We start from the raw sequence: 20321 nt of genomic DNA on the forward strand, positions 1-20321 counted from the left end.
GCGGGGCGCGAACCCGCGCCTACGCGCGGGCGCGCGTGAGCGCCGGGGACTTGTCAGGCGGAGTCCTCGCGACGCTCCCAGCGGGGCGGCTCGCGCGGAACCAGGGTCGGGGGCACGTTGTCGAGCACGGCTTCGCGGTCCACCACGACGCGCGCCACGTCGTCCCGGCTCGGCACCTCGTACATCACGTTGAGCAGGACCTCTTCCAGGACCGCACGGGCCGCTCTGGCGCCGGTGCGGCGGAGCAGCGCCTGCTCGGCGATCGCCGCGACGGCGTCCTCGGTGAACTCCAACTCGACGCCGTCGAGCTGGAAAAGCCTCTGATACTGCTTGACCAGCGCGTTGCGCGGCTCGGTGAGGATGCGCGCCAGCGCCGCCCCGTCCAGCGGCCGGAAGGTCGACACCACCGGAAGCCGGCCGACGAACTCGGGGATCAGCCCGAAGCTGACCAGGTCCTCGGGCATGACCTCCGCCAGGGCGTTCGCGCCGTCCCCGTCGCCGGCGGCTCGGAGGGACGCGCCGAACCCGGCGCCCTGGCGGCCGGTCCGCCGCTCGACGATGTGCTCAAGGCCCGCGAACGCGCCACCGACGATGAACAGCACGTTGCTCGTGTCGATCTCGATGAAGTCCTGGTGCGGGTGTTTGCGGCCGCCCTGGGGCGGGACGCTCGCGGTCGTCCCTTCGAGGATCTTCAGCAACGCCTGCTGGACGCCCTCGCCGGAGACGTCACGGGTGATGGAGGGGTTCTCGCTCTTGCGGGCGACCTTGTCGATCTCGTCGATGTAGACGATGCCGGTCTCGGCCTTCCTGACGTCGTGCCCTGCGGCCTGGATGAGCTTGAGCAGGATGTTCTCGACGTCCTCCCCGACGTAGCCGGCCTCGGTGAGCGCGGTGGCGTCGGCGATCGCGAACGGGACGCCGAGCATCCGCGCGAGAGTCTGGGCCAGGTAGGTCTTGCCGCACCCCGTCGGGCCGATCAGCAGGATGTTGGACTTGCCGAGCTCGACCGGCGCGCCGTGCCCCCGCTGGGCGGGCGCCGCGCGGATGCGCTTGTAGTGGTTGTAGACGGCCACCGCGAGCGTCCTTTTTGCGCCCTCCTGCCCGACGACGTACTGGTCGAGAAACTCGTGGATCTCGCGCGGTTTCGGCGGCTCCCACGGCCGGGCCGGCGACGAGCCGCCGAGTTCTTCCTCGATGAGCTCGTTGCAGAGCTCGACGCACTCGTCGCAGATGCATATGCGTCCCGGGCCCGCGATGAGCTTCTTGACCTGCCCCTGACCCTTCCCGCAGAACGTGCACTTGAGCGGGTCGCCGCCGTCACCTGTGCGTGCCACTCGGCAAGGTCTCCTCATCGGTCGTGCGGGCCGCTTCCGGGGGTACCCGGGCCGTGAACTCGGATGGTGTTATCATATGTTCACATCATATGCATGCCCGGCGGTATCTTTGCTCCGCACGGAAGGGGCAGTTCCGCAGCGAGGAGGACGATGGGCCGGCTCACCAGGGCGCAGACGCAGGAGCGCAACCGAGCCAAGGTGCTGGCCGCCGCCCGAGACGAGTTCGCCGAGCGCGGCTTCCGCGACGCGAAGATCGACGCGATCGCCGAACGCGCCGATCTCACCCGCGGCGCGGTCTACTCCAACTTCCCCGGCAAGCGGGCGCTCTACTTCGCCGTCCTGGCCGACCTGGCGGAACGCGTGCCCGAGCCTGCGGCTTCAGAGCCGCGTCACACCACTCGCGAGGCGCTCGGCGCGTTCGCCCGCGCCTGGCTCACCCGGCTTCCCCTCACCACCGACGCGCGGCCCGGCTCGGCCCGGCTCGGCATGGACCTCATGCCGGAGATCCTCGCCGACGAGCGCACCCGCCGCCCGTTCGCGCAGCTGATGAAACTCGACGCGCTGCTGCTCGGGCTCGCCCTCGAACGGCTGCGCCCCGCCGGGGAGCCGGCCGGGCGCCTGGTACGCCAGGCCGAGTCCGTGCTCACCACGTTGCACGGCGCCGCGCAGCTCGACGCCGCCGCGCCCGGCTTCGTCGAGCCCTTCAACGTCGTCGGCGTCTGCGAGCATCTCGCCGGACTCGATCTCGGCGACGTGTGGCGGCCTCCGCACATCCCGTTCATCTCGCAGGCGCGCCCCGCCGATGAGCCGTGGTCCCCGCCGCCGGTCGTGGACGCCGTCCGGGACGAACCGGTGGAGCTCACGGACGACGGCGTCGTGGCCGTTCTGGGACTGCACCGGCTGGGGGCCGCCGAGGAGGCCGTCCGAGCCGCGCCGCCCAACGCCGTGATCACCCTCGTCCTGGTCACCGGGGACCCCGGCGAGCTGGCCCCGCTGGCCCGTCTGACCGTCGCCGAGCTGCGCGCCTGCCTGCGCCGGGCCTTCCCGCCGCCGGTGTGGCCCCGCCTGCGGGTCGTGCACGACGAGACGGGCGCCGTGGCGGCGGCGGCCGGCGTGCCCGCCGTCAGCGACGAGACCGAGGTGGCGGTCCGCGTCTCCTCCGGCCGCGTCCGCGCACGGGCCGACGGCCGCGGCGCGTGCCACGCGGCCGCGTCGGCCACCGTCACCACCCCGCCCCACGGAACAGTCCCGCCCACCGGCGCCGTCCCGGCCGCGGGGACCGAGCCGTCCACCGGGACCATGCCCACCGCGGGAAACCAGAGGGGCTAGCGGCCTCGCAACGCCGTGCGCAGGCGCTTGACGAGCTTCTTCCCCTCCGGCCCGGACGCCGCCGCGGACCCGGCGGACGCGGAAGCCGCCGCTGGCCCGGCGGACGCGGACGCCGCCGCGGGGCCGGCGGCGCTCGGGGACGGGGGCCAGAACTTGGCGGCGGGAGCGCGGCGTACCCCATGGGTCCGCTCGATCACCTCGGCGAGTTCCTCGCCGGGGCCTGCGAGCAGGCGGGCGCGGTTGACGGCGTCGGTGCGCTCCATGCGCGCCGTCCGGCCGTCGGGGAACTCCACGACGAGCAGCCCCGCACGGTCCTCGGCCATCATCCTGATCATGACTTCCAGCGAGCGACGGTGCAGCGGCACGTCGACCGGCCCGGTGTAGCGGAACGGGATGGTCGCGAGGTCCGGCGCCGCCGGGGCGAGGAGCACGCCCTCGTCGTACCGGAACTGCTCATGGATCAGCCGCAGTTCGAGGTCGGGGTCGTCCAGCACGCGGTGCCGCCCCTCGGGCAGCCGGTCCCACGGCGCGACGAGCGTGGCGCGCACGTCCGGGAGGCTGCCGCCGAGCGCCGCGGCCACGGCGGCCCGCACCTGCGGCTCGGTGCGGTCCTCCACGGCGAGGACGACCTCGACGTACGGCACGAGCCAGCGCCGGCCGGCCTCTTTGCGCAGGTCACGGCGGAGCGGGACGCGCTGGGCGAGATAGGGGGCCACGACCCGGACGGTCGCGTCGGTGTCGACGCGCTGGGCGGGCAGCCCCAGGTGCACGGCACGCGCCTCCATGTCGGGCACGAACACGGCGCCGCTCATGGCGAGCCGGTAGGCGAACTCGGTGTCCTCGCCCCTGAGCACCCGGGGATCGAGGCCGCCGACCTGCTCGAAGAGCTCGCGGCGGAAGGACACGGTGGGCCCGGTGCAGACGTGGTAGGGGTTCTTGCTGGCACGCAGCCCGTCCAGCCGCCGGATCGTCGCCTCCGTGGAGCTCGGGACGGCGTTCGCAAGGTCGAAGAGCGTGTCGAAGGCGCCGTCGCGCACGGCGGCGTGCACCTGCGCGGCGGTGCGCGGCGGCTCGTCCACGAAGACCTTGCCGCCGATGGTGACCACGTAGTCGGTGAGGTGGTGCCAGCGCATGAGCGCCTCGATGTGCTCGCGGCAGATCACCATGTCGGAGTCGAGGCGCTGGACGACCTCGCCCTCGGCGAGGCGCACGCCGGTGTTCAGCGCGTGCGCGATGCCCCACCCCCCGGGAGTGCTTCGCACCAGGCGGGTGTTCCGCGGCCGGATGTCGGGCAGTCGCAGGGGCGGCTCGCTGCCGTCGTCCACGACGACGGCCTCCATCAGGCCGGACGGGTAGGACTGCGCGGCCAAGGCGGCGAGCGTCAGGTCGAGCCGGTGCTGCCCGCCGTACGCGGGGATGACCACGCTGACCGGCAGGGACGGAGTCCACGCGCCGAGCGGCGGCGGTGTGAGCGGGGAGTAGTCGTTGTGCCGGATGAGCGGCCTGCCGCCCGCGCCGGTCATGATCGCGAAGCCTTCGCCGCCGTGTGCCTGCCGCCCGCCGGCCTGTGACGTGCCGGGCTCGTCCGTGGGGAGGCGGTCAAGATGATCGCTCCTTCGTCGGTTCCTTTCGCCGCCGGAGCCGACCCTATACAAGGAAGCTGGGAGCTTCATGAGAGGGCCCGGGGACGTCTTCGCCCGCCGATATGCCCCTCCCCCGCAAATCATGCGCCCTCGCGGCCAGGGCCGCCCGGTCACTCGCCCGTGGGCGGGGTGCCGTTCGCGCGTTCGACGTCGGCCGCGGCGCCCGGGGCGCCGCCCGCCGAGGCCGCGGGGCCGTTCAGCGGCTCGCTGGGCGCCGGGACGCCGCGCCGCACGGAGATCCGCTTGATCATGGTGCGCAGCCGGCCCGCCTTGAGCCGGGCCACCTCACGGCGCAGCCCCCCGACCTCCCGGCGCAGGTCGACGGCGCTCTTGCGCCACCGCCCCGCCTCGTCGCGCCACTTGCCGACCTGGCCGCGCAGCCGCTCGACCTCCTTGGTCAGCTTGACCACCTCGGCCTCGGTCTCGAGCCGGGCGCGGTAGGCCATCCGCCGCCCCTTGGCGGCCACCGCCTGCGCGGCGGGGACGAACCCCAGCTTCTCTCCGTCGACCCACAGCGCGCCGTAGACCTCGTCCACCACGTCGTCGATCGCATCGCCGATCGCATCGCCGGCCCGCTCGCCTGACGCGGCACCGGCGGGCCACGACACCGCGGCGCCGGTGGCGCCGGCGGACGCCGGAGGGGCGAGGACCAAGGCGGCGCGGGCGAAGGCGGCGCGGCGTTCCAGACGGGCCGTGGCCAGACCGTCCGGCGACTCGGCGAGCAGGACGCCGACCAGCCCGTGGCCGTCGTCCACCGCCAGGTCCAGCAGCTTGGCCAGGGTGTCCTCCTCGGGCACCCACCCGGCGGGCAGGCACAGCCGGAACGGCGCCACCCGCTCGGCGGCGGTCGGCGCGAACCGCACCCGGCCCTCATGGGCGTAGTGGCCCCGGATGAGCGCGAGGTCGAGGCGGGGGTCGGTGAGCGGTGCCCGGCGTTCGGGCTCGAAGGTCTCCCATGGGCCTGTGAGCAGCACCGACACATCGGGCACGGTGCCCGCCAGCACGGCGTCCACGGTGGCGCGGGTGTCCTCGTACCCGGCGGCCTCGACCACGACCTCCAGGTAGGGCACCTTCCACTGGCGGGCCGGGTGCGCGCGGAGCCAGCGGTACTGAGGGATGCGATCGCCGATCAGGGCGTGGCTGACCCGGTCGATGGGCTGCTTGTCGCGCATGCGCATGGACGGGCCCAGGTGGAAGCCCCGGGCGAGCGGCTCGGGGATGAACACCGCTCCGGCCTGGGCCAGGCGGTAACCCATCTCGGTGTCCTGGCCGAGGAACAGTTCCTCGTCCATGGGGCCGGCCGTCTCGATGAGCCGGCGGCCGACCGAGGTGGCCCCGCCGACGTGCAGGCTGAAGGCCCTGCCGGGGTTCGCGGTGAGCCCGTCGGTGCGCCGCACCAGGTCCACCAGCCACTCGTGCGGCTCGGCGGGCTCGAAGAGGCCTCCCAGGTCGGCGGTGGACCTGACCACCTCGGGAGCGGGCAGCGGGGCCGTGGTGAACCGCAGGTAGCTGGTCACGACCAGGTAGGGGGCGAGGTGGTGCCAGCGCATGTGCGCCTCGACCTCGTGCCGGTCGGCGACCACGTCGGAGTCGAGCCAGTGGACGACGTCGCCGGTGGCGGCCGCCAGGCCGGCGTTGCGGGCGTTCGCCCGGCCGGGGACCTCGCAGACGATCAGCCGGGTGCCGGCGGGCCGGATCTCGGGCAGTCGCAGCGGCGGGCTGCTGCCGTTGTCCACGACGAGGACCTCGGTGAGGGCCTCGGGGTAGGTCTGCGCGGCCAGGCCGGCGAGGACGAGGTCGAGCTTGTCCTGGCCGTTGTAGGCGGGCACGACGACGCTCACCCGCAGGCTCGGCGGGAAGGCGCCGAGCTCGGGCGGGTCGAGCACGGTGTAGTCGTTGCCGCGGACCAGCCGTGGCGCGGAGCCGCCCGGCACAGGACCGCCCGGCACAGGACTGCCCGGCACGGAATCACCCGGTGCGAGGCCGCCCTGCTCGGGCGCCGTTTCGTCGGGTCGCAGGATCTGGCTGCTCATGAGGTTCCCAGGATGTGGCGGGGCACGAGGTCGGCGGAGCACGTCACGCGCGCGAGGCCGGCCGAGAACACCACGTGGACGACGTCACGACCTCGCGAGGGCACGGGTCCTCCGGCGCGGGTCACGGTATCTCCACCTGGCGGGGGCACGGGTCCTCCGGCGCGGGTCACGGCGTCTCCAGGATGCGGCTCGGCCGGAAGCCACGCCACTGGTTCGTCGAGACGCGCAGGAAGTGCGCGAGAGGCAGCTGCCAGGTGTGGCCCGCGGCGACCGAGCGGCGCAGGACGTACCCGAGCCCCTGGGTGCGGTAGATGCGGGCTCCGGCGGCGTGGGCGGTCTTGAGGAGCTGGGCGTCCACCCCCCGCGACACCCCCTCGAAACCGCCTATCTCCTGATATTTCTCACGAGCGAGGAAGATCGTACCGCCGGCCACGTGATCGGACCATATTTCGCTGGTGTAGTCCGTGCGCCGGACCGTGACGTTCAGCGGCTCCAGGTAGAAGAACTCGGCGGCCGTGCCCACGATGTCGGCCCCGCTGTACGCGCGTGCCATGAGCAGGTCGGACAGGTGCTCAGGGGAGTACCAGTCGTCGTCGTCCCACTTGGCGATGTCGTCACCGCTCGCCCTGGCCGCCGCCTCGTGGAGCACCTGGCCGAACGGCGTCGCCTCGTCGGCCTCCACCACGGTCAGCGGCAGAGGGAAGCCGGCGACGGCGCGGCGAACGTCCTCGTGGGAGGCGGGGACGCCGTGCAGGCCGAGGACGAGCTCGACCTCGGCATGGCGCTGACGCGCGATCTGGGCGAGCGCCGACGCGAGCAGCCCGGGCCGCTTGCTGGACATCACGACGCTGACCTTGGGCGTCGCCCCGCCCGTCGTCGCCGACGCGCGCGAGGCGTGCCGGCGGAGCCGCAGGCTGTGCTCCTCCCTGCGCAGGTCGGCGACCGAGCGGACCGACCGCTCGCGCGGGCCCGGCGCCCAGGACGCGAGCAGCGCGGCGAGGTCGGGGTCGGCCTCCTTGACCCAGGCGGGCGCGTCGTCCGCGTGCACGGGGACCCCGGCCGCCGCCAGGGCATGGACGGTCTGGAGCGCCTCGGTCGCACCCGCCGTCCCGGCCGCGCCCGCGCCGCCCGCCTGCGGCCAGCGGACGCGCAGGCCCTCCAGCGCGCGCAGCGGCACGATGTCGGCGGCGGTCAGCGGCAGGCCGGCGGCCTGGCCCGCGAGCAGCGGCCGGGCGCCTGAGAACGACAGCTCGGCCGGATCGGCCGTCGGCGTGCGCACGTAGCCGAGCGGTGTCGGGTCGCCCTCTGCCAACGCCTCACCTTTCACTACCGGCCCCGCCGGGGGAGACGGGGGAAGACGACGCCCAAGGGCCCGCGAGGCCGGGGCGCCGGAAGACGCCCAGGACCTGCGAGGGCGCGCGGGGACGGCGCCCCCGGGCACGCCCGGGTCAGGGCAGCTCGTCGCCCTCGACGCGCATCACGCTCGTCACGCCTCTGACGATGCCGAGTTCGCGCAGCCCGTCTATTGTGGCCGAAAGCGCGGCGTCGCTGGCCCGGTGGGAGACCAGGACGAGCTGGGCGTCGTCGCCGCGGCCCTCCTGGCGCACGGTCTGGATGGAAACGTCGTGCTTGGCGAACATCTCGGCGACGGTGGCCAGCACGCCCGGCTTGTCGGCGACGTCCAGCGACACGTGGTAGCGGGTGACCGTCTCGCCCATCGGGTGGACGGGCAGGTCGGCGTAGGTGGACGCCTGCGGGCCGTGGGTGCCGGCGATGCGGTTGCGTGCCACGGCCACGAGGTCGCCGAGGACCGCCGAGGCCGTCGGCGCGCCGCCCGCGCCCTTGCCGTAGAACATGAGCTGCCCGGCCGACTGGGCCTCCACGAACACCGCGTTGTACGCCTCGCGGACCCCGGCCAGCGGGTGGCTCCTCGGGATCATCGCGGGGTGGACGCGCACGCCGACCGAGCCGCCGCCGTCGGAGCGGGCGCAGATGGCGAGCAGCTTGATGACGTACCCCATGGCCTTGGCGCTGGCCACGTCGGTCGCGGTGATCTCGGTGATGCCCTCGCGGTGCACGTCGGCGGCCGTCACCCGGCTGTGGAAGGCCAGTTCGGCCAGGATGGCCGCCTTCGCGGCGGCGTCGAAGCCCTCGACGTCCGCCGTCGGGTCCGCCTCGGCGTACCCGAGCGACTGGGCCTCCTCCAGCGCGTCGGTGAACGAGGCGCCCGTGGAGTCCATCTTGTCGAGGATGTAGTTGGTGGTGCCGTTGACGATGCCGAGAACGCGGTGGACGCGGTCGCCGGCCATCGACTCGCGCAGCGGGCGGAGCAGGGGGATCGCCCCGGCCACGCTGGCCTCGTAGTACAGGTCGACGCCGTGCCGCTTGGCCGCGCCGTGCAGGGTGGCGCCGTCCTCGGCCAGCAGTGCCTTGTTGGCGGTGACGACGGACTTGCCGCCGGACATGGCGGCCAGCAGCAGCGACCTGGCCGGCTCGATGCCGCCGATCACCTCGATGACGATGTCGATGTCGTCCCTGGTCACCAGGGCCTCGGCGTCGACGGTCAGCAGCGCCGGGTCGACATCGCCGTCGCGTTTGCGGGTGAGCCTGCGGACCGCGACGCCCGCCAGCTCGAGCGGGGCCCCGATGCGGGCGGCGAGGTCGTCGGCCTGCTCGCGCAGCAGCCGCACCACCTGGGTGCCGACGACGCCGCAGCCGAGCAGCGCGACCTTCAGCGGCCTCGGCGGCCCGGGGTCGCCCGGTCTCTCGTGCCTGCCCCGGGCTTCCGCGGCCGCGGCGTCCTCGCCCTCGCCGGGCTCCGCCGCCGATCTCGGCGCGCGCGGCCCTTCGGGCTCGACCGGTTTCATACTTGCCCCCTCAGCAGGTCGTCCTCGGTCTCCCTGTGCATGATGACGCGTGACTTGCCGTCCTTGACCGCCACCACGGCGGGCTTGAGAAGGTAGTTGTAGTTGTGCGCGAGCGACCGGCAGTACGCGCCGGTGGCCGGCACGGCGAGCAGGTCGCCGGCGGTGAGGTCGCCCGGCAGCCACACGTCGCGCACCACGATGTCGCCGCTCTCGCAGTGCTTGCCCACCACGCGCGACAGCGTGGGCCTCGCCTCGCTGGCCCGCGACGCGAGCACGCAGGTGTAGTCGGCCCCGTACAGGGCGGTGCGCAGGTTGTCGCTCATGCCGCCGTCGACGCTGACGTAGGACCTCAGCCCTTCGACGTCCTTGACCGTGCCGACCTCGTAGACCGTCACGCCGCCGGGGCCGGAGATGGCCCGGCCGGGCTCGACGGTGAGCCGGGGGACGGGCAGGCCGGCGTCCTCGCAGACCCGCGTCACGATCATGCGCAGGTTGTCGGCGATCACCTTGATGTCGGGGGCGTCGTCGCCCTCGACGTAGGCGATGCCGTACCCGCCGCCGAGGTCGAGCTCGGGCAGGACGACGCCGTGCTCCTGCTTGATCTCCGTCAGCAGCACGGCCAGGCGCCGGGCCGCCACCTCGAAGCCCGCCGTGTCGAAGATCTGCGAGCCGATGTGGGAGTGCAGGCCGACCAGTTCGAGCTGCGGGAGGGCGAGCACCCGGCGGACGGCCTCGGCCGCCGCGCCGCTGTTGAGCGACAGGCCGAACTTCTGGTCGTCGTGGGCCGTCGCGATGAACTCGTGCGTGTGCGCCTCGACGCCCGTGGTGACCCGGATCTGGATCTTGGGCCGTACGCCCAGCTTGTCGGCGAGGTAGCCGACGCGGGCGATCTCCTGGAAGGAGTCGACCACGATGTGCCCGACGCCGGCGGCGAGCGCCCGTTCGAGCTCCGCGTACGACTTGTTGTTGCCGTGCAGCGCGATGCGCTCGGGCGGGAACCCGACGCTCAGGGCCACGGCCAGCTCGCCGCCGCTGCAGACGTCCAGGCCCAGGCCCTCCTGGTCGACCCAGCGGGCGACCTCCTTGCACAGGAACGCCTTGCCCGCGTAGTAGACGTCCTCGCCCTGGAAGGCGGCCTTGTAGTCGCGGCACCGGGAGCGGAAGTCGTCCTCGTCCACGACGTAGAGAGGCGTGCCGTACTCGCGGGCCAGGTCACGGACGTCGACGCCGGCGATCGTGACGGCGCCGTCCACGCGGCCGGACGTTCGCGGCCAGATCGTGGGGACGAGCGTGTTGAGGTCGGCAGGGGCCTGAGGAGGGCGGTCTTCGGGCAGCACCTCGGCGTGCCGGTCACCGGCCGGATGGGCGAATCGACTCACCCGAACGAGGCTATCCGACCCTGTGATTCCCCCGCGCCCTATGCCCACCTGGCGAGACGGCGATACGGAAGATCTTCACAGCGGCAGGCCGCATGGCGTACCACTTACTGCTGTTTGGCGGTTTTTATCATATTTTGACGGGAGGGGTCTGCCCGAGTTCGGCCAACCCCTCCCCTAGAACTTTTCGGACGGCCCGCGCCATGCACAGGCGTGCGACATGGGTGCCGGTCGGCGTCTCGTCCCCCTTGGGGATCGCCGGGGCGTGCTCGAAGGCGTCGTGATAGGCCTCGGCCAGCCGTTCCAGGTACGCCGGGCGGCCGGAGTCGCGGCCCGCCCGCCTGCTCGGCAGCTCGGCCAGCACCCGCAGCACGGCCCGATCGCGCGGCCCGTCGAGCAGGCCTGCCCGGAAACCCCATCCGTTCTCCGGCTCCCCCAGACCTCCACCCGGCGCCCCCAGACCTTCCCCGGGCTTCCCCGGGGGCGGCTCCGGAAGGCCGGCGCCGAACCCCAGGGGCACGCCGATGCCGAGATCGCGCGCCCAGCGCTGGACGGCCCCCGCCCGCACATAGGCGTACCTCACGACGAAGCCGGGATTGCTCCAGGTGCGCGGCCTGTCGGGCCACGGCGCCGCCCGCCCTCCCTGAGGCGCCGGCGCCGGCCTCGGCGGCTCGGCCAGGATCTCGGGGACGATCTCGCCGGGCGTGGCGACCTCGATCACCAGGAAGCCGTTCGGCCGCGCCTCGACCGTCCGCACCCCCGGCACGGCGCGAAGCCGCGCCGCCAGACCCTCGGCCACCTCGCGCGCCGGCCCGCCCGCCCGCCGCAGCGCCGCCGTCGAGACGTACACCGCGTCCCGCTCCCACGACCCCTCGGGCACCGGAGGGGCCCCCAGGATGGCGCGCAGTGCGTCCATGCCCACCTCCGCCCCACCAGCCGACTCCACCCCGCCAGTCTGACGCCCTCCGAGAGGACGGCGACCGAATAGCGGCCGCGGCCGTCACCCGCCCTTGCCCGCCGCGGCCGTGGAGCGGCCTCGGCCTTCGGCCCGCAACGCGAGAAGCTCCGGCGCGAGGATGGACACCGTGCCGTGCTCGATCTCGATCAGGCCGTCGCGGCGCAGTCGCGACAGCACGCGGTTGATCGTCACCCGTGTGACGCCCAGCAGGTCCGCCACGACCTGCTGTGTACCCGGCAGGGCGACCGGACCGGGCCGCCCGGCCGCCTGATCCAGCAGCCACGAAGCCAGCCTGGCCTCGGCGGGAAGCGTCGCCGTGGTCGCGAACTGCTGCTGGCGGTGCCGGGCATGGGCGGCGAGGACGCGCAGCACATGCCCGCGTACGGACGGCGCGTCGTCCACCAGGGCCAGGAATCGGTCTCGCGGCAGGCTCCGTACGGTGCACGGCGTGAGCGCGGTGAGGGTGGCGGTGTGCCCGCGGCCGTCGATCACGGCGACCTTGTCCAGGGCGCGAGGGCCGTCCCACGCGCCGAACCGGACCACTCGCCCTGACCGGGTGGTGGCCGTGGCCGCCACCCGCCCGCGCAGCAGGAGCAGCAGGTGCGTGGCCGGGTCCCCGACGTTGCGCAGCGCCTCTCCGGCGGGGTACCGGCGCGCCGCCGAGGCGTCCCAGAGCGCGCGCAGCCGGTCGTCCCCCACCTGCGAGAGCAGCGGCACGCCGGCCAGGGACCGCCATCCGTCCGCGGTATCGGGTGATACAGACCAGGCCATCTCCGAGAACCTACCGTCGGGTGCGTGATGATCGTCGAACTCGTTTTCACCCCGTCCCCCGAGCGTCTCTCGGCGCGTCCCGCGCACCGCGCGCTGCTCGGCCGCCTGCACCTGGAAGGCCGGCTGGCCGCGGCCGGCCCCTGGGCGGACGACTCCGGCGCGTTGCTCGTCTTCGACGTGGAACGCGCGGAGCTGGACGCCATCATCGGAGCCGACCCGTACTACCGGACGCCCGGCGTCGAAGTGGCCGCCGTACGGGAGTGGTCACCCGTCATCGGCCCCGCCCGATGACGGCCCGCCCGCTCATGGCCCGGCTGCGAGCGGCCAGGCCATGAGCGGGCGACGCGGCCTCGCTCATTCCGCGAAGGTCTTGCCGGTCTCCAGCAGCGTCTTGAGGTCGCTGAGGATCCAGGCGTGGCCGCCGCCCGCGCCATGGTCCTCCCACTGGCCGCCGACGAGCTCCGCGAGCTTCGGCGCGCCTTCCAGCTCGTGGGTGAGGGTCAGGGAGCACACGCCGCCCGGCAGCTCCTTGATCTCGTGCGTGACCACGGTGACCCGCTCGGCGGCGATCTCCGGGTCCATGAGCATGCGGTACGTGGTGACGAGCCTGCGGGGCGGGTCGACCTCGAGGACCTCGCCCTCGATGATCACGTCGGGGACCGGGCGCCCGTCGGCGGCGCAGGCGGCCTTGAACGGCTCGGTGGCGCGCATCCGCCACGCGCCGCCGGGGCGCAGGTCGTAGTCGGCGAGGCCGGTGTAGCCGTAGCGGGCCGTCCACTCGGGTCTGGTGATGGCGTCCCAGACGCGCTCGGGGGTGGCCTTGATATAGACCCGGTAGACCTGGGTCGCGGCGGGGGACGGAGCGGCGGTCATCATGCCTCGTTCTCCAGTTCTGCCTTCAGATCGGCCAGGGCCCTGACCTGGCGCTCGGTGTACTTGTCGATCCACCTGTCGTGGATCAGCCGGATCGGGACCGGGTTGAGGAAGTGGAGCTTCTCCCGTCCCGACCGCCTCGCGACCACCAGCCCGGCCTCTTCGAGCACCTTCAGATGCTTCATCACGCCGAAGCGGGTCATCTCCAGCTCCGACTCGAGCGCGGTGAGCGTGCGGCCGTCCCGCTCGAAGAGCAGGTCGAGGAGGAACCGGCGCGTCGGGTCCGCGAGGGCCTTGAACACGCGGTCGTCGTCCGTCACCTCGTCAAATTAGGTGACCTTTGAGTCACATGTCAATCCACCGTCCCCGGTGCGGCCGGTCGGCTCGGCGCTCCTCCCCTCGCCGGGCGCCGTCTTTCATGAACCGGTCTCGTCCACCGGCTCGTTAAGGGCATGAGCGTCCCGTACACCGCCCCAACGGCATGATTCGGCGCCGGGGTCACCGGGAACCTCGTGCCTGGGGCCGCCGACAAGGAGCCACGATGAGATGCCTGCTCGCTGCGAGAACGGCCACCGCGTTACTGGCCATACTGGCCATGACCCTCGCCGGGTGCTCGGCGGCCACGACCGAGCCGACCGCGGACCGGGCCGACGCCTCCGGCCGGCCGAAAGGTGAAGCGCGCCGGTTGGTGGCGCAGTGGGAGTCGTTCGGCGGACTCGCCGCCACCGCCCGCAGGGAGATCAGGCCGCCCAAGATCGCGGTCTACGGCGACGGGCTCGTGGTCGCGGACGCCGAGCGGCGTATCACCTTGAGACCGGCCGAGGTGACCGCCCTGGTCCGCTCCCTCCGCGGCGATCTCACCGGGCAGGCCCCGACCCCCTCCCCCACCGCCGGTCCGCGCATCTTCGACGCCACGACGACGGTGCTGGCCGTCCGCAGGGGCGGCGCCATGCGGTCGGTCACCGCCTACGCCCTGCAGGAGACCCGGTCGCAACACGCCTACCCGGCCGCCCTCTACCACGCCCTCGACACGATGAACGGCCTCGCCGCCCGGGTGGCCCGCACGTCCTCCCCGTACACCGCCGGCCGCGTCCTCCTGGTCGCCCAGCCTCGTACGGGTGAGAACGGCGGGCCGTGGCCCGGTCCGGTCCCCCAGCCGTCCGCGACCAACGAGTCCGTCGCCATCAGGCGCCTGTCCGGCGCGAAGGCCCGCGCGGTGGTCCGTCTCGTCCGCCGCGACCCGAAGACCGCCGCCTGGCCTCTCTACCGCGACCACCACGATCACACCTACGCCCTCTCGTGGAGGTACCTCCTCCCCTCCGAGTGACCACCGTCCACGCCGCGCGACCACCGCGGCCGGGCGCGCTCCGGGAGCCGCGTGAGCGGTGGTTCCCGAGACCGGCGGGCGGCGGCCTCGCCGGGACGCGCCGCGAGAAGTCCACCGGCGATCTCGCCGGCGGCGGCATACTGAGGCGCATGGAAGCTCGGGTCTCGCTCATCACCCTCGGGGTGACCGATCTCGCACGGTCGTACCACTTCTACAGGGACGGCCTCGGGCTGCCGACGACGCGCACGCCCGAGGAGGGCGTCGTCTTCTTCCAGACCTCCGGCGTCACGCTCGCGCTCTACCCGTACGCCGAACTGGCGAAGGACGCCGGCCCCGGCTGGGACGTGCCACGGTCGAAGTTCACCGGCATCACGCTGGCGCACAACGTCCGCGAGCGCCACCAGGTCGACGAGGTGCTGGCGTTGGCGGCGGCCGCCGGCGCCGAGATCGTCAAACCGGCGCAGGACACCTTCTGGGGCGGCTACGCCGGCTACTTCACCGACCCCGACGACTACCTCTGGGAGGTCGCCTGGGGCGCCTTCGACTTCAACGAGGACGGCTCCCTCCACGTCACCTGATGACCGGCCGGTCGCCCACGGCGGCGACCTGATCTGTCGGACGGGAGGAGCGGCCCGCGAGCGTGGGCGGTCCCGCCGGGGCATGGATGACGACGGTCACCGGGTCCCCCGGACGATCGGTAGGTGACGGACACTGGGCGGTGGAAATCCGGCATTACTCGCGAATGGTGTACCGCACGGCTTTAGGCCACAATCATCCCCGCACTGTTGATCCAATGCAGGGACCCCCTTGAAACAAGCACACAGCCGCTGGAGCATGCTGGCGATCGCCGGCGCTTCCGTCCTCGCGCTGGCGAGCCCGGTCACCGCTCTGGCGGACACCCCCCATCCCCCCACCTCCCCTGGCGCCGCCCGCGCCGCCTCGGACGGCGTGCCGCCCGGCACCCACTCGGTCACGCTGGTCACCGGGGACGTCGTCACCACCCGCCGGTCCCCCGAGCCGGGACGGTCCGGCGGCACGGTCGTCGTCCGCGGCCCCGGCGGATCGCCGGCCCAGGCGCACGTGACGGAATCGGGAGGCGATCTCTACGTCTACCCCGAGTCCGTCCTCCCCTATGTGGCCGAGGGCATCCTGGACCGGCGGCTGTTCGACATCAGCGACCTCATCGCCGACGGGTACGACGACGCGCGCCGCGACCGGCTGCCGCTGATCGTCTCCTACACCCAGAACGCCCCCGGCCTGCGCCCGGCCGGTCCGCCCCCGGGCGCGACCCGGGTCCGGGACCTCGCCGGCGTCCAAGGCGCCGCCCTCTCCGAAGAGCGCGCCCGGTCGGCCGAGTTCTGGAGCGCGGTCACCGGCGCCCCCGCCGGCGCCGCCCGGCAGGCCGCCCCCGCGAAGCCGGCCTTCGCCGGCGGCATCGCCCGCATCTGGCTGGACGGCCTGGTGAAGGCCGACCTCGCCGACACCACGGCCCAGATCGGCGCCCCCGAGGTGTGGGCGGGCGGTGACACCGGGCAGGGCGTGGACGTCGCCGTCCTTGACACCGGCGTGGACACCGGCCATCCCGACCTGGCCGGCCGCCTGGCCGCCACGCGCAGCTTCGTGCCGCAGGAGGACGTGGAGGACCGCAACGGGCACGGGACGCATGTCGCCTCCACCGTCGCCGGCACCGGCGCCGCCTCCGAGGGCCGCGAGAAGGGCGTGGCGCCCGGGGCCGAGTTGCACATCGGCAAGGTGCTGTCCAGCAGCGGCTCAGGAATGGACTCCTGGGTGCTCGCCGGCATGGAATGGGCCGCGGTCGAGCAGCGCGCCAAGGTGATCAACATGAGCCTGGGCTCGGACGTCCCGTCCGACGGCACCGACCCGCTGAGCGCGGCGGTCGACCGCCTCAGCGCCCAGACCGGAGCGCTGTTCGTGGTCGCCGCGGGCAACACCGGCGCCCCCTACAGCATCAGCGGCCCCGGAGCGGCGGACGCGGCGCTGACGGTGGGCGCGGTCGACTCCGCCGACTCGCCCGCGTCCTTCTCCAGCCAGGGCCCGCGCGTCGGCGACGGAGCCCTGAAGCCCGAGATCACCGCGCCCGGCGTCGACGTCCTCGCGGCGCGCTCCCGGTACGCGCCCGAGGGCGAGGGCGACTACCAGACGCTCAGCGGCACCTCCATGGCCACCCCGCACGTCGCGGGCGCCGCGGCCCTGCTGGCCGCCGCGCACCCGGAGCTGAGCGGCGGCCAGTTGAAGGACCTGCTGGCCAGCAGCTCACTGCCGACCCCGGCCTACGACGCCTTCCAGGGCGGCAGCGGCCGGCTGGACGTCGCGGCGGCCTCGCGCGCGGGGGTCCTCGCCTCGGCGGCCGCCTTCGCCGGGCAGGTGCGGGCGGGCGCCTCCGGCGCGGTCGAGCGCCCGGTGACCTACACCAACATCACCGGCTCCCCGGTCACCCTCGATCTCGCCGTCGCGGCGCCGAACGCCCCCGAGGGGATGTTCCGGCTGTCCACCGGCCGGGTGGTCGTCCCCGCGCACGGCACCGCCGGGGTCACCGTCACGATCGACGGCTCCCCGGCGACCGGGAACGGACGCTACAGCGGCCAGATCATGGCGACCGGCCCGGACGGGAAGGTGGCCGCGCACACCGCCGTGTCGCTGGGCGACGTGGCGCACAAGCTGACCATGGTGCTCAAGGACGCGCAGGGCCGGCCCATGCGGGGTGTCGTCCAGCTCCTCCGGTCGGGCCAGGACCTCCCCGAGTTCTGGATCATCGACGAGTCCGGCACGGCCCAGACGTACCTGCCCGACGACGTGTACTCGGTGCTGTCCTTCAAGACCGTCCAGGGCGTGCACGGCCCGAACTCGCAGGGCATGGCGCTGCTCGGCGACCCCGAGGTCAGGATGGACCGGGACACCACCGTCACGCTCGACGCCGGGAAGATCCGCCGCGTCGACATGACCACCCCGCAGAAGACCGAGATGACCTACCAGCGCCTGGAGTACTTCCGCTCGATGGGCGGCTGGTCCTGGCGCGACTACATGGAGGTCCAGACCAGCTTCGACAGCCTCTGGGCCCAGCCCACGACCGACGAGGTCACCCATGGCGACTTCTACCTCTCCGCGCGGTGGCGCAAGGAACTGCCCGCGCTGAGCGTCTCCACCCGGACGACCGACTTCACCGACGTGCTGCGGCAGGACGCGATCACCCCGCTGCCGGAGGGCCGCCACAAGCTGCCCGCCGTCTTCGCCGGCGACGGCGCGAGCGCGGACTACGCCGGGCTCGACGCGCGCGGCAAGGCCGTGGTGGTGCGCCGCAACGGCACGGTCGGCGACGCCGACCAGGCGACGGCCGCGGCGCGAGCGGGGGCGAAGCTCCTGCTGGTCAGAAACGACGAGCCGGGACGGCGGGTGCGCCCCTACAGCCTCGACCCGTTCACTCCCGCCTCGATCGACGTCGCGCTGCTCAGCACCGACGAGGGCGAGAAGCTCATCGAGCAGGTCCGCGGCGGCCGCGGCACGCTCACGGTCGATTCGCAGCCCGTCAGCCCGTATGTCTACGACCTCATGCGGACCTGGCACAACACGATCCCGTCCGACATGGTCGTGCGGGGCGGCCCGAAGAACCTGGCGCGGGTGGACGTCACCTTCGACAGCCCGGACCCGGCGCGAGGCGGCGGCGAGTACCGCTTCGACTGGCCCTCCTACTCGGAATGGGGCATCGGCCTCACGATGCGGGAGCCGGTGAACGGCAAGCGCGTCGACTGGGTCTCCACCGGCGGCGCGAACGCCTGGGGACAGGAGGCCTACATCGACGGGCTGATCTACGAGATCGAGCCGCGGGCCACCTACCGGCCGGGCAGCACCCAGTCGCAGGAGTGGTTCAAGCCGATCGAGCGTCCCCACCTGAACGACAACTACAAGCTGCCCAGCCGCAGCGGGAACTGGTTGAATCTCGACGTCCCCGGCTACGGCGGTTCCGACCACGTCGGCATGTCCATGGACTACCAGCTCAGCCGGCAGACTCTCACCCTGTACCAGGGTGAGACGCGGCTGGCGCAGGGGACGGGCACCGTCGTCGGCGGAACGGCGCCCGCCGACGGCAAGCTGCCCTACCGGCTGGTCGTCGAGAACAGCCGGGACGCGGCGTTCAGCCCGTACTCCTCCAGCACCCGCACCGAGTGGACCTTCGGCTCGCGGGCCCCCGCACCGGACGTCCAGGCGGTCCTGCCGCTGGTCCAGCTCGACTACGAGATCACCACCGACGGCGCGGGCAAGGCGGCGAGGAACGCCGCCCTGACCGTCTCCGCCACCGCACTGCCGGGTGCCGTGGGAGCCGGGCGCATCGGCCCGATCACCCTCGACCTGTCCTACGACGACGGCAGGACCTGGCACCGCGCCACCTGCGACCACGACGGCCGCTACCGCCTGTCCGCCCCCAAGAACGCGGCCTTCATGTCCCTCAGAGCGAGCACGAAGGACTCCGCCGGCAACGGCATCACCCAGACCATCACCCGGGCCACCGGCCTCCGCTGACCCCCGCCCGGCGCCGGACCCCGGCGCCGGGCGCCGACCGTACCGTCCGAAGGCCGCGATCCGTGCGGCCGGAGGCTCGAGCGGTCCGAGGGGAGCCTCAGAATCCGATGGCTTCCCTGAGCAACAAGACGGTGCCTCGCCCGGGCTCGAGTTCCGCGTTGAGGATGAGCAGGCGGTTGACGGCGCTGGGCCGCCCGTAGGCCTCCTGGGCGCGGACGTTCTCCAGCGGCAGGCAGTGTTCTTCGACGCGGCGCAGCGCCGCGTCGAGATCGGGTACGACCTTCTGCGCCCCGACGACCCAGATCGCGCGGCCGGCGCCGCCGGCGTAGCCGGGCAGCTGGCCTCCGCTGGCCGAGGCGATCACGAGCGAGCCGGTCTCGGTGACCGCCGCGACGCTGCCCACGATGACGTCGGGACTGGCGATCAGCCGCCAGATGTCGCGGGCGCCGGCGTCGCGGTCCATGCCCAGGGTGCGTGACTTGACGGCATCGTAACGTCCGCCGGCGTTGATGTCCTCGTCGATGCCGGACAGGCGGAGGGTCTCGCTGGCCCCGGTGAACACGCCGACGCCCTCGGGAATCAACTCTTTGACGCGGGCGCGCGCGGCGGCCGCGTCATCGAGGATCTCGACGGCGAAATTGTTCGCCTTCAGCGCGGCGGCCACCCGCTCCAGGCGTTCCGCGGGCGCCGGATCGGTGAACGACGACACCGTGTTCCCGGCCGGCGGGCTCGCGTGCGCCCCGGCCGCGTGGGGCGCCGAGCCTGCCAGCGGGCTGGTGTCGAGGTACCTGACCTCGTAGAGCCTCTCGGCGAACTTCCAGCCGTCGCCGGTGCGCTGGTATCGATCGTGGTAGATGGCGTGATTCTGTCCCTGTCGGCCATCGCGGGTGCGCGCGAGCTCCTGGATGTAGGCGCGGCCGGTCGCGGTGTCGCCGTCGATCTGGATCATGCCCGGGTGCGTGTTCTGGACGAAGAACTCCCACTGGGCCTGCAGCCGCTCGCCCCCGGCGAGGATCTCCTCCCTGCCGACCAGCTCGGCGGGGATGTTCGGCATCCGCAGCGCGCCGTCCACGGTGAACAGCGACGCGAGGCGGGGGCGGTCGCGCATCATCGCCGCGTCGGTGAATTCGCCGCGCAGCGCCTCGATCTCGACACGGTCGGCGATGGCCTCGAAATCTCTCATCGTTCCCTTTGCTCCTTGTCACATCGAACCGGCGCGGGTGGCGTCGGGCCGCCGCCGCACGGTCCGTACGAAACGCCCGCGCCGACGGGTC

16 protein-coding genes are annotated in these 20321 nt (G+C 73.2%); 5 read left to right on the forward strand and 11 right to left on the reverse strand.

Features of this window, described 5'->3' with window-relative positions:
• Positions 1–53: 53 nt before the first annotated feature.
• On the reverse strand, positions 54–1334 hold the full coding sequence (gene clpX, locus ACFO60_RS27045; RefSeq protein WP_380845069.1) for an ATP-dependent Clp protease ATP-binding subunit ClpX: 1281 nt from the start codon (positions 1332–1334) through the stop codon (positions 54–56).
• A 150-nt stretch (positions 1335–1484) separates the two neighbouring features.
• Here clpX and ACFO60_RS27050 point away from each other — a divergent pair, with 150 nt between their 5' ends.
• Positions 1485–2663, forward strand: a complete 1179-nt coding sequence (locus ACFO60_RS27050; RefSeq protein ID WP_380845072.1) for a TetR/AcrR family transcriptional regulator — start codon at positions 1485–1487, stop codon at positions 2661–2663.
• Here the strand turns inward: ACFO60_RS27050 and ACFO60_RS27055 are convergent.
• The 7 genes from ACFO60_RS27055 to ACFO60_RS27085 form a co-directional block, all read right to left on the reverse strand.
• Positions 2660–4186 (reverse strand): glycosyltransferase, encoded by a 1527-nt coding sequence (locus ACFO60_RS27055; protein WP_380845075.1) that lies wholly within the window; start codon positions 4184–4186, stop codon positions 2660–2662. The genes ACFO60_RS27050 and ACFO60_RS27055 overlap by 4 nt on opposite strands.
• Before the next feature lie 230 nt (positions 4187–4416).
• The gene (locus ACFO60_RS27060; RefSeq protein WP_380845078.1) at positions 4417–6339 is read right to left on the reverse strand and encodes a glycosyltransferase; all 1923 of its coding nucleotides are present in this window, start codon (positions 6337–6339) and stop codon (positions 4417–4419) included.
• 166 nt (positions 6340–6505) lie between these two features.
• Positions 6506–7651: a glycosyltransferase gene (locus ACFO60_RS27065; protein WP_380845081.1), complete on the reverse strand. Its 1146-nt coding sequence runs from the start codon at positions 7649–7651 to the stop codon at positions 6506–6508.
• 136 nt (positions 7652–7787) lie between these two features.
• Positions 7788–9206, reverse strand: a complete 1419-nt coding sequence (locus ACFO60_RS27070) for a homoserine dehydrogenase (protein ID WP_380845084.1) — start codon at positions 9204–9206, stop codon at positions 7788–7790.
• Positions 9203–10585 (reverse strand): diaminopimelate decarboxylase, encoded by a 1383-nt coding sequence (gene lysA / locus ACFO60_RS27075; protein WP_380845087.1) that lies wholly within the window; start codon positions 10583–10585, stop codon positions 9203–9205. The genes ACFO60_RS27070 and lysA overlap by 4 nt, the downstream gene beginning before the upstream one ends.
• A 127-nt stretch (positions 10586–10712) precedes the next feature.
• Complete coding sequence (locus ACFO60_RS27080; protein WP_380845090.1) at positions 10713–11498, reverse strand: anticodon-binding protein; 786 nt, start codon at positions 11496–11498, stop codon at positions 10713–10715.
• A gap of 84 nt (positions 11499–11582) precedes the next feature.
• Positions 11583–12311, reverse strand: coding sequence for a Crp/Fnr family transcriptional regulator (locus ACFO60_RS27085; RefSeq protein ID WP_380845093.1), 729 nt, complete (start codon positions 12309–12311; stop codon positions 11583–11585).
• 27 nt (positions 12312–12338) lie between these two features.
• On the opposite strand from ACFO60_RS27085, the gene ACFO60_RS27090 reads away from it, so the two are divergent.
• Positions 12339–12602: a YciI family protein gene (locus ACFO60_RS27090; RefSeq protein ID WP_380845174.1), complete on the forward strand. Its 264-nt coding sequence runs from the start codon at positions 12339–12341 to the stop codon at positions 12600–12602.
• Positions 12603–12665: 63 nt separating this feature from the next.
• Here the strand turns inward: ACFO60_RS27090 and ACFO60_RS27095 are convergent, their stop codons facing one another.
• Together ACFO60_RS27095 and ACFO60_RS27100 are read right to left on the reverse strand one after the other, a co-directional pair.
• Positions 12666–13187 carry an SRPBCC domain-containing protein gene (locus ACFO60_RS27095; protein WP_380845096.1) on the reverse strand — a complete coding sequence of 174 codons (522 nt, stop codon included), beginning with the start codon at positions 13185–13187 and terminating at the stop codon, positions 12666–12668.
• Positions 13184–13504 (reverse strand): ArsR/SmtB family transcription factor, encoded by a 321-nt coding sequence (locus ACFO60_RS27100; protein WP_380845099.1) that lies wholly within the window; start codon positions 13502–13504, stop codon positions 13184–13186. The genes ACFO60_RS27095 and ACFO60_RS27100 overlap by 4 nt, the downstream gene beginning before the upstream one ends.
• Before the next feature lie 221 nt (positions 13505–13725).
• Between ACFO60_RS27100 and ACFO60_RS27105 the strand changes: the two genes are divergently transcribed.
• The 3 genes from ACFO60_RS27105 (at position 13726) to ACFO60_RS27115 (ending at position 19047) form a co-directional block, all read left to right on the forward strand.
• On the forward strand, positions 13726–14511 hold the full coding sequence (locus ACFO60_RS27105) for a hypothetical protein (RefSeq protein ID WP_380845102.1): 786 nt from the start codon (positions 13726–13728) through the stop codon (positions 14509–14511).
• Between the two features lie 149 nt (positions 14512–14660).
• Complete coding sequence (locus ACFO60_RS27110) at positions 14661–15089, forward strand: VOC family protein (protein ID WP_380845104.1); 429 nt, start codon at positions 14661–14663, stop codon at positions 15087–15089.
• Positions 15090–15318: 229 nt separating this feature from the next.
• A complete protein-coding gene (locus tag ACFO60_RS27115) occupies positions 15319–19047 on the forward strand; it encodes a S8 family serine peptidase (protein ID WP_380845106.1) in 3729 nt (1242 codons plus the stop codon).
• 97 nt (positions 19048–19144) lie between these two features.
• Here ACFO60_RS27115 and ACFO60_RS27120 read toward each other — a convergent pair whose 3' ends face one another.
• Positions 19145–20230: an LUD domain-containing protein gene (locus tag ACFO60_RS27120; RefSeq protein WP_380845108.1), complete on the reverse strand. Its 1086-nt coding sequence runs from the start codon at positions 20228–20230 to the stop codon at positions 19145–19147.
• Positions 20231–20321 lie beyond the last annotated feature (91 nt).

It is taken from the genome of Sphaerisporangium dianthi (assembly GCF_042654065.1).
GTDB lineage: Bacteria > Actinomycetota > Actinomycetes > Streptosporangiales > Streptosporangiaceae > Sphaerisporangium > Sphaerisporangium dianthi.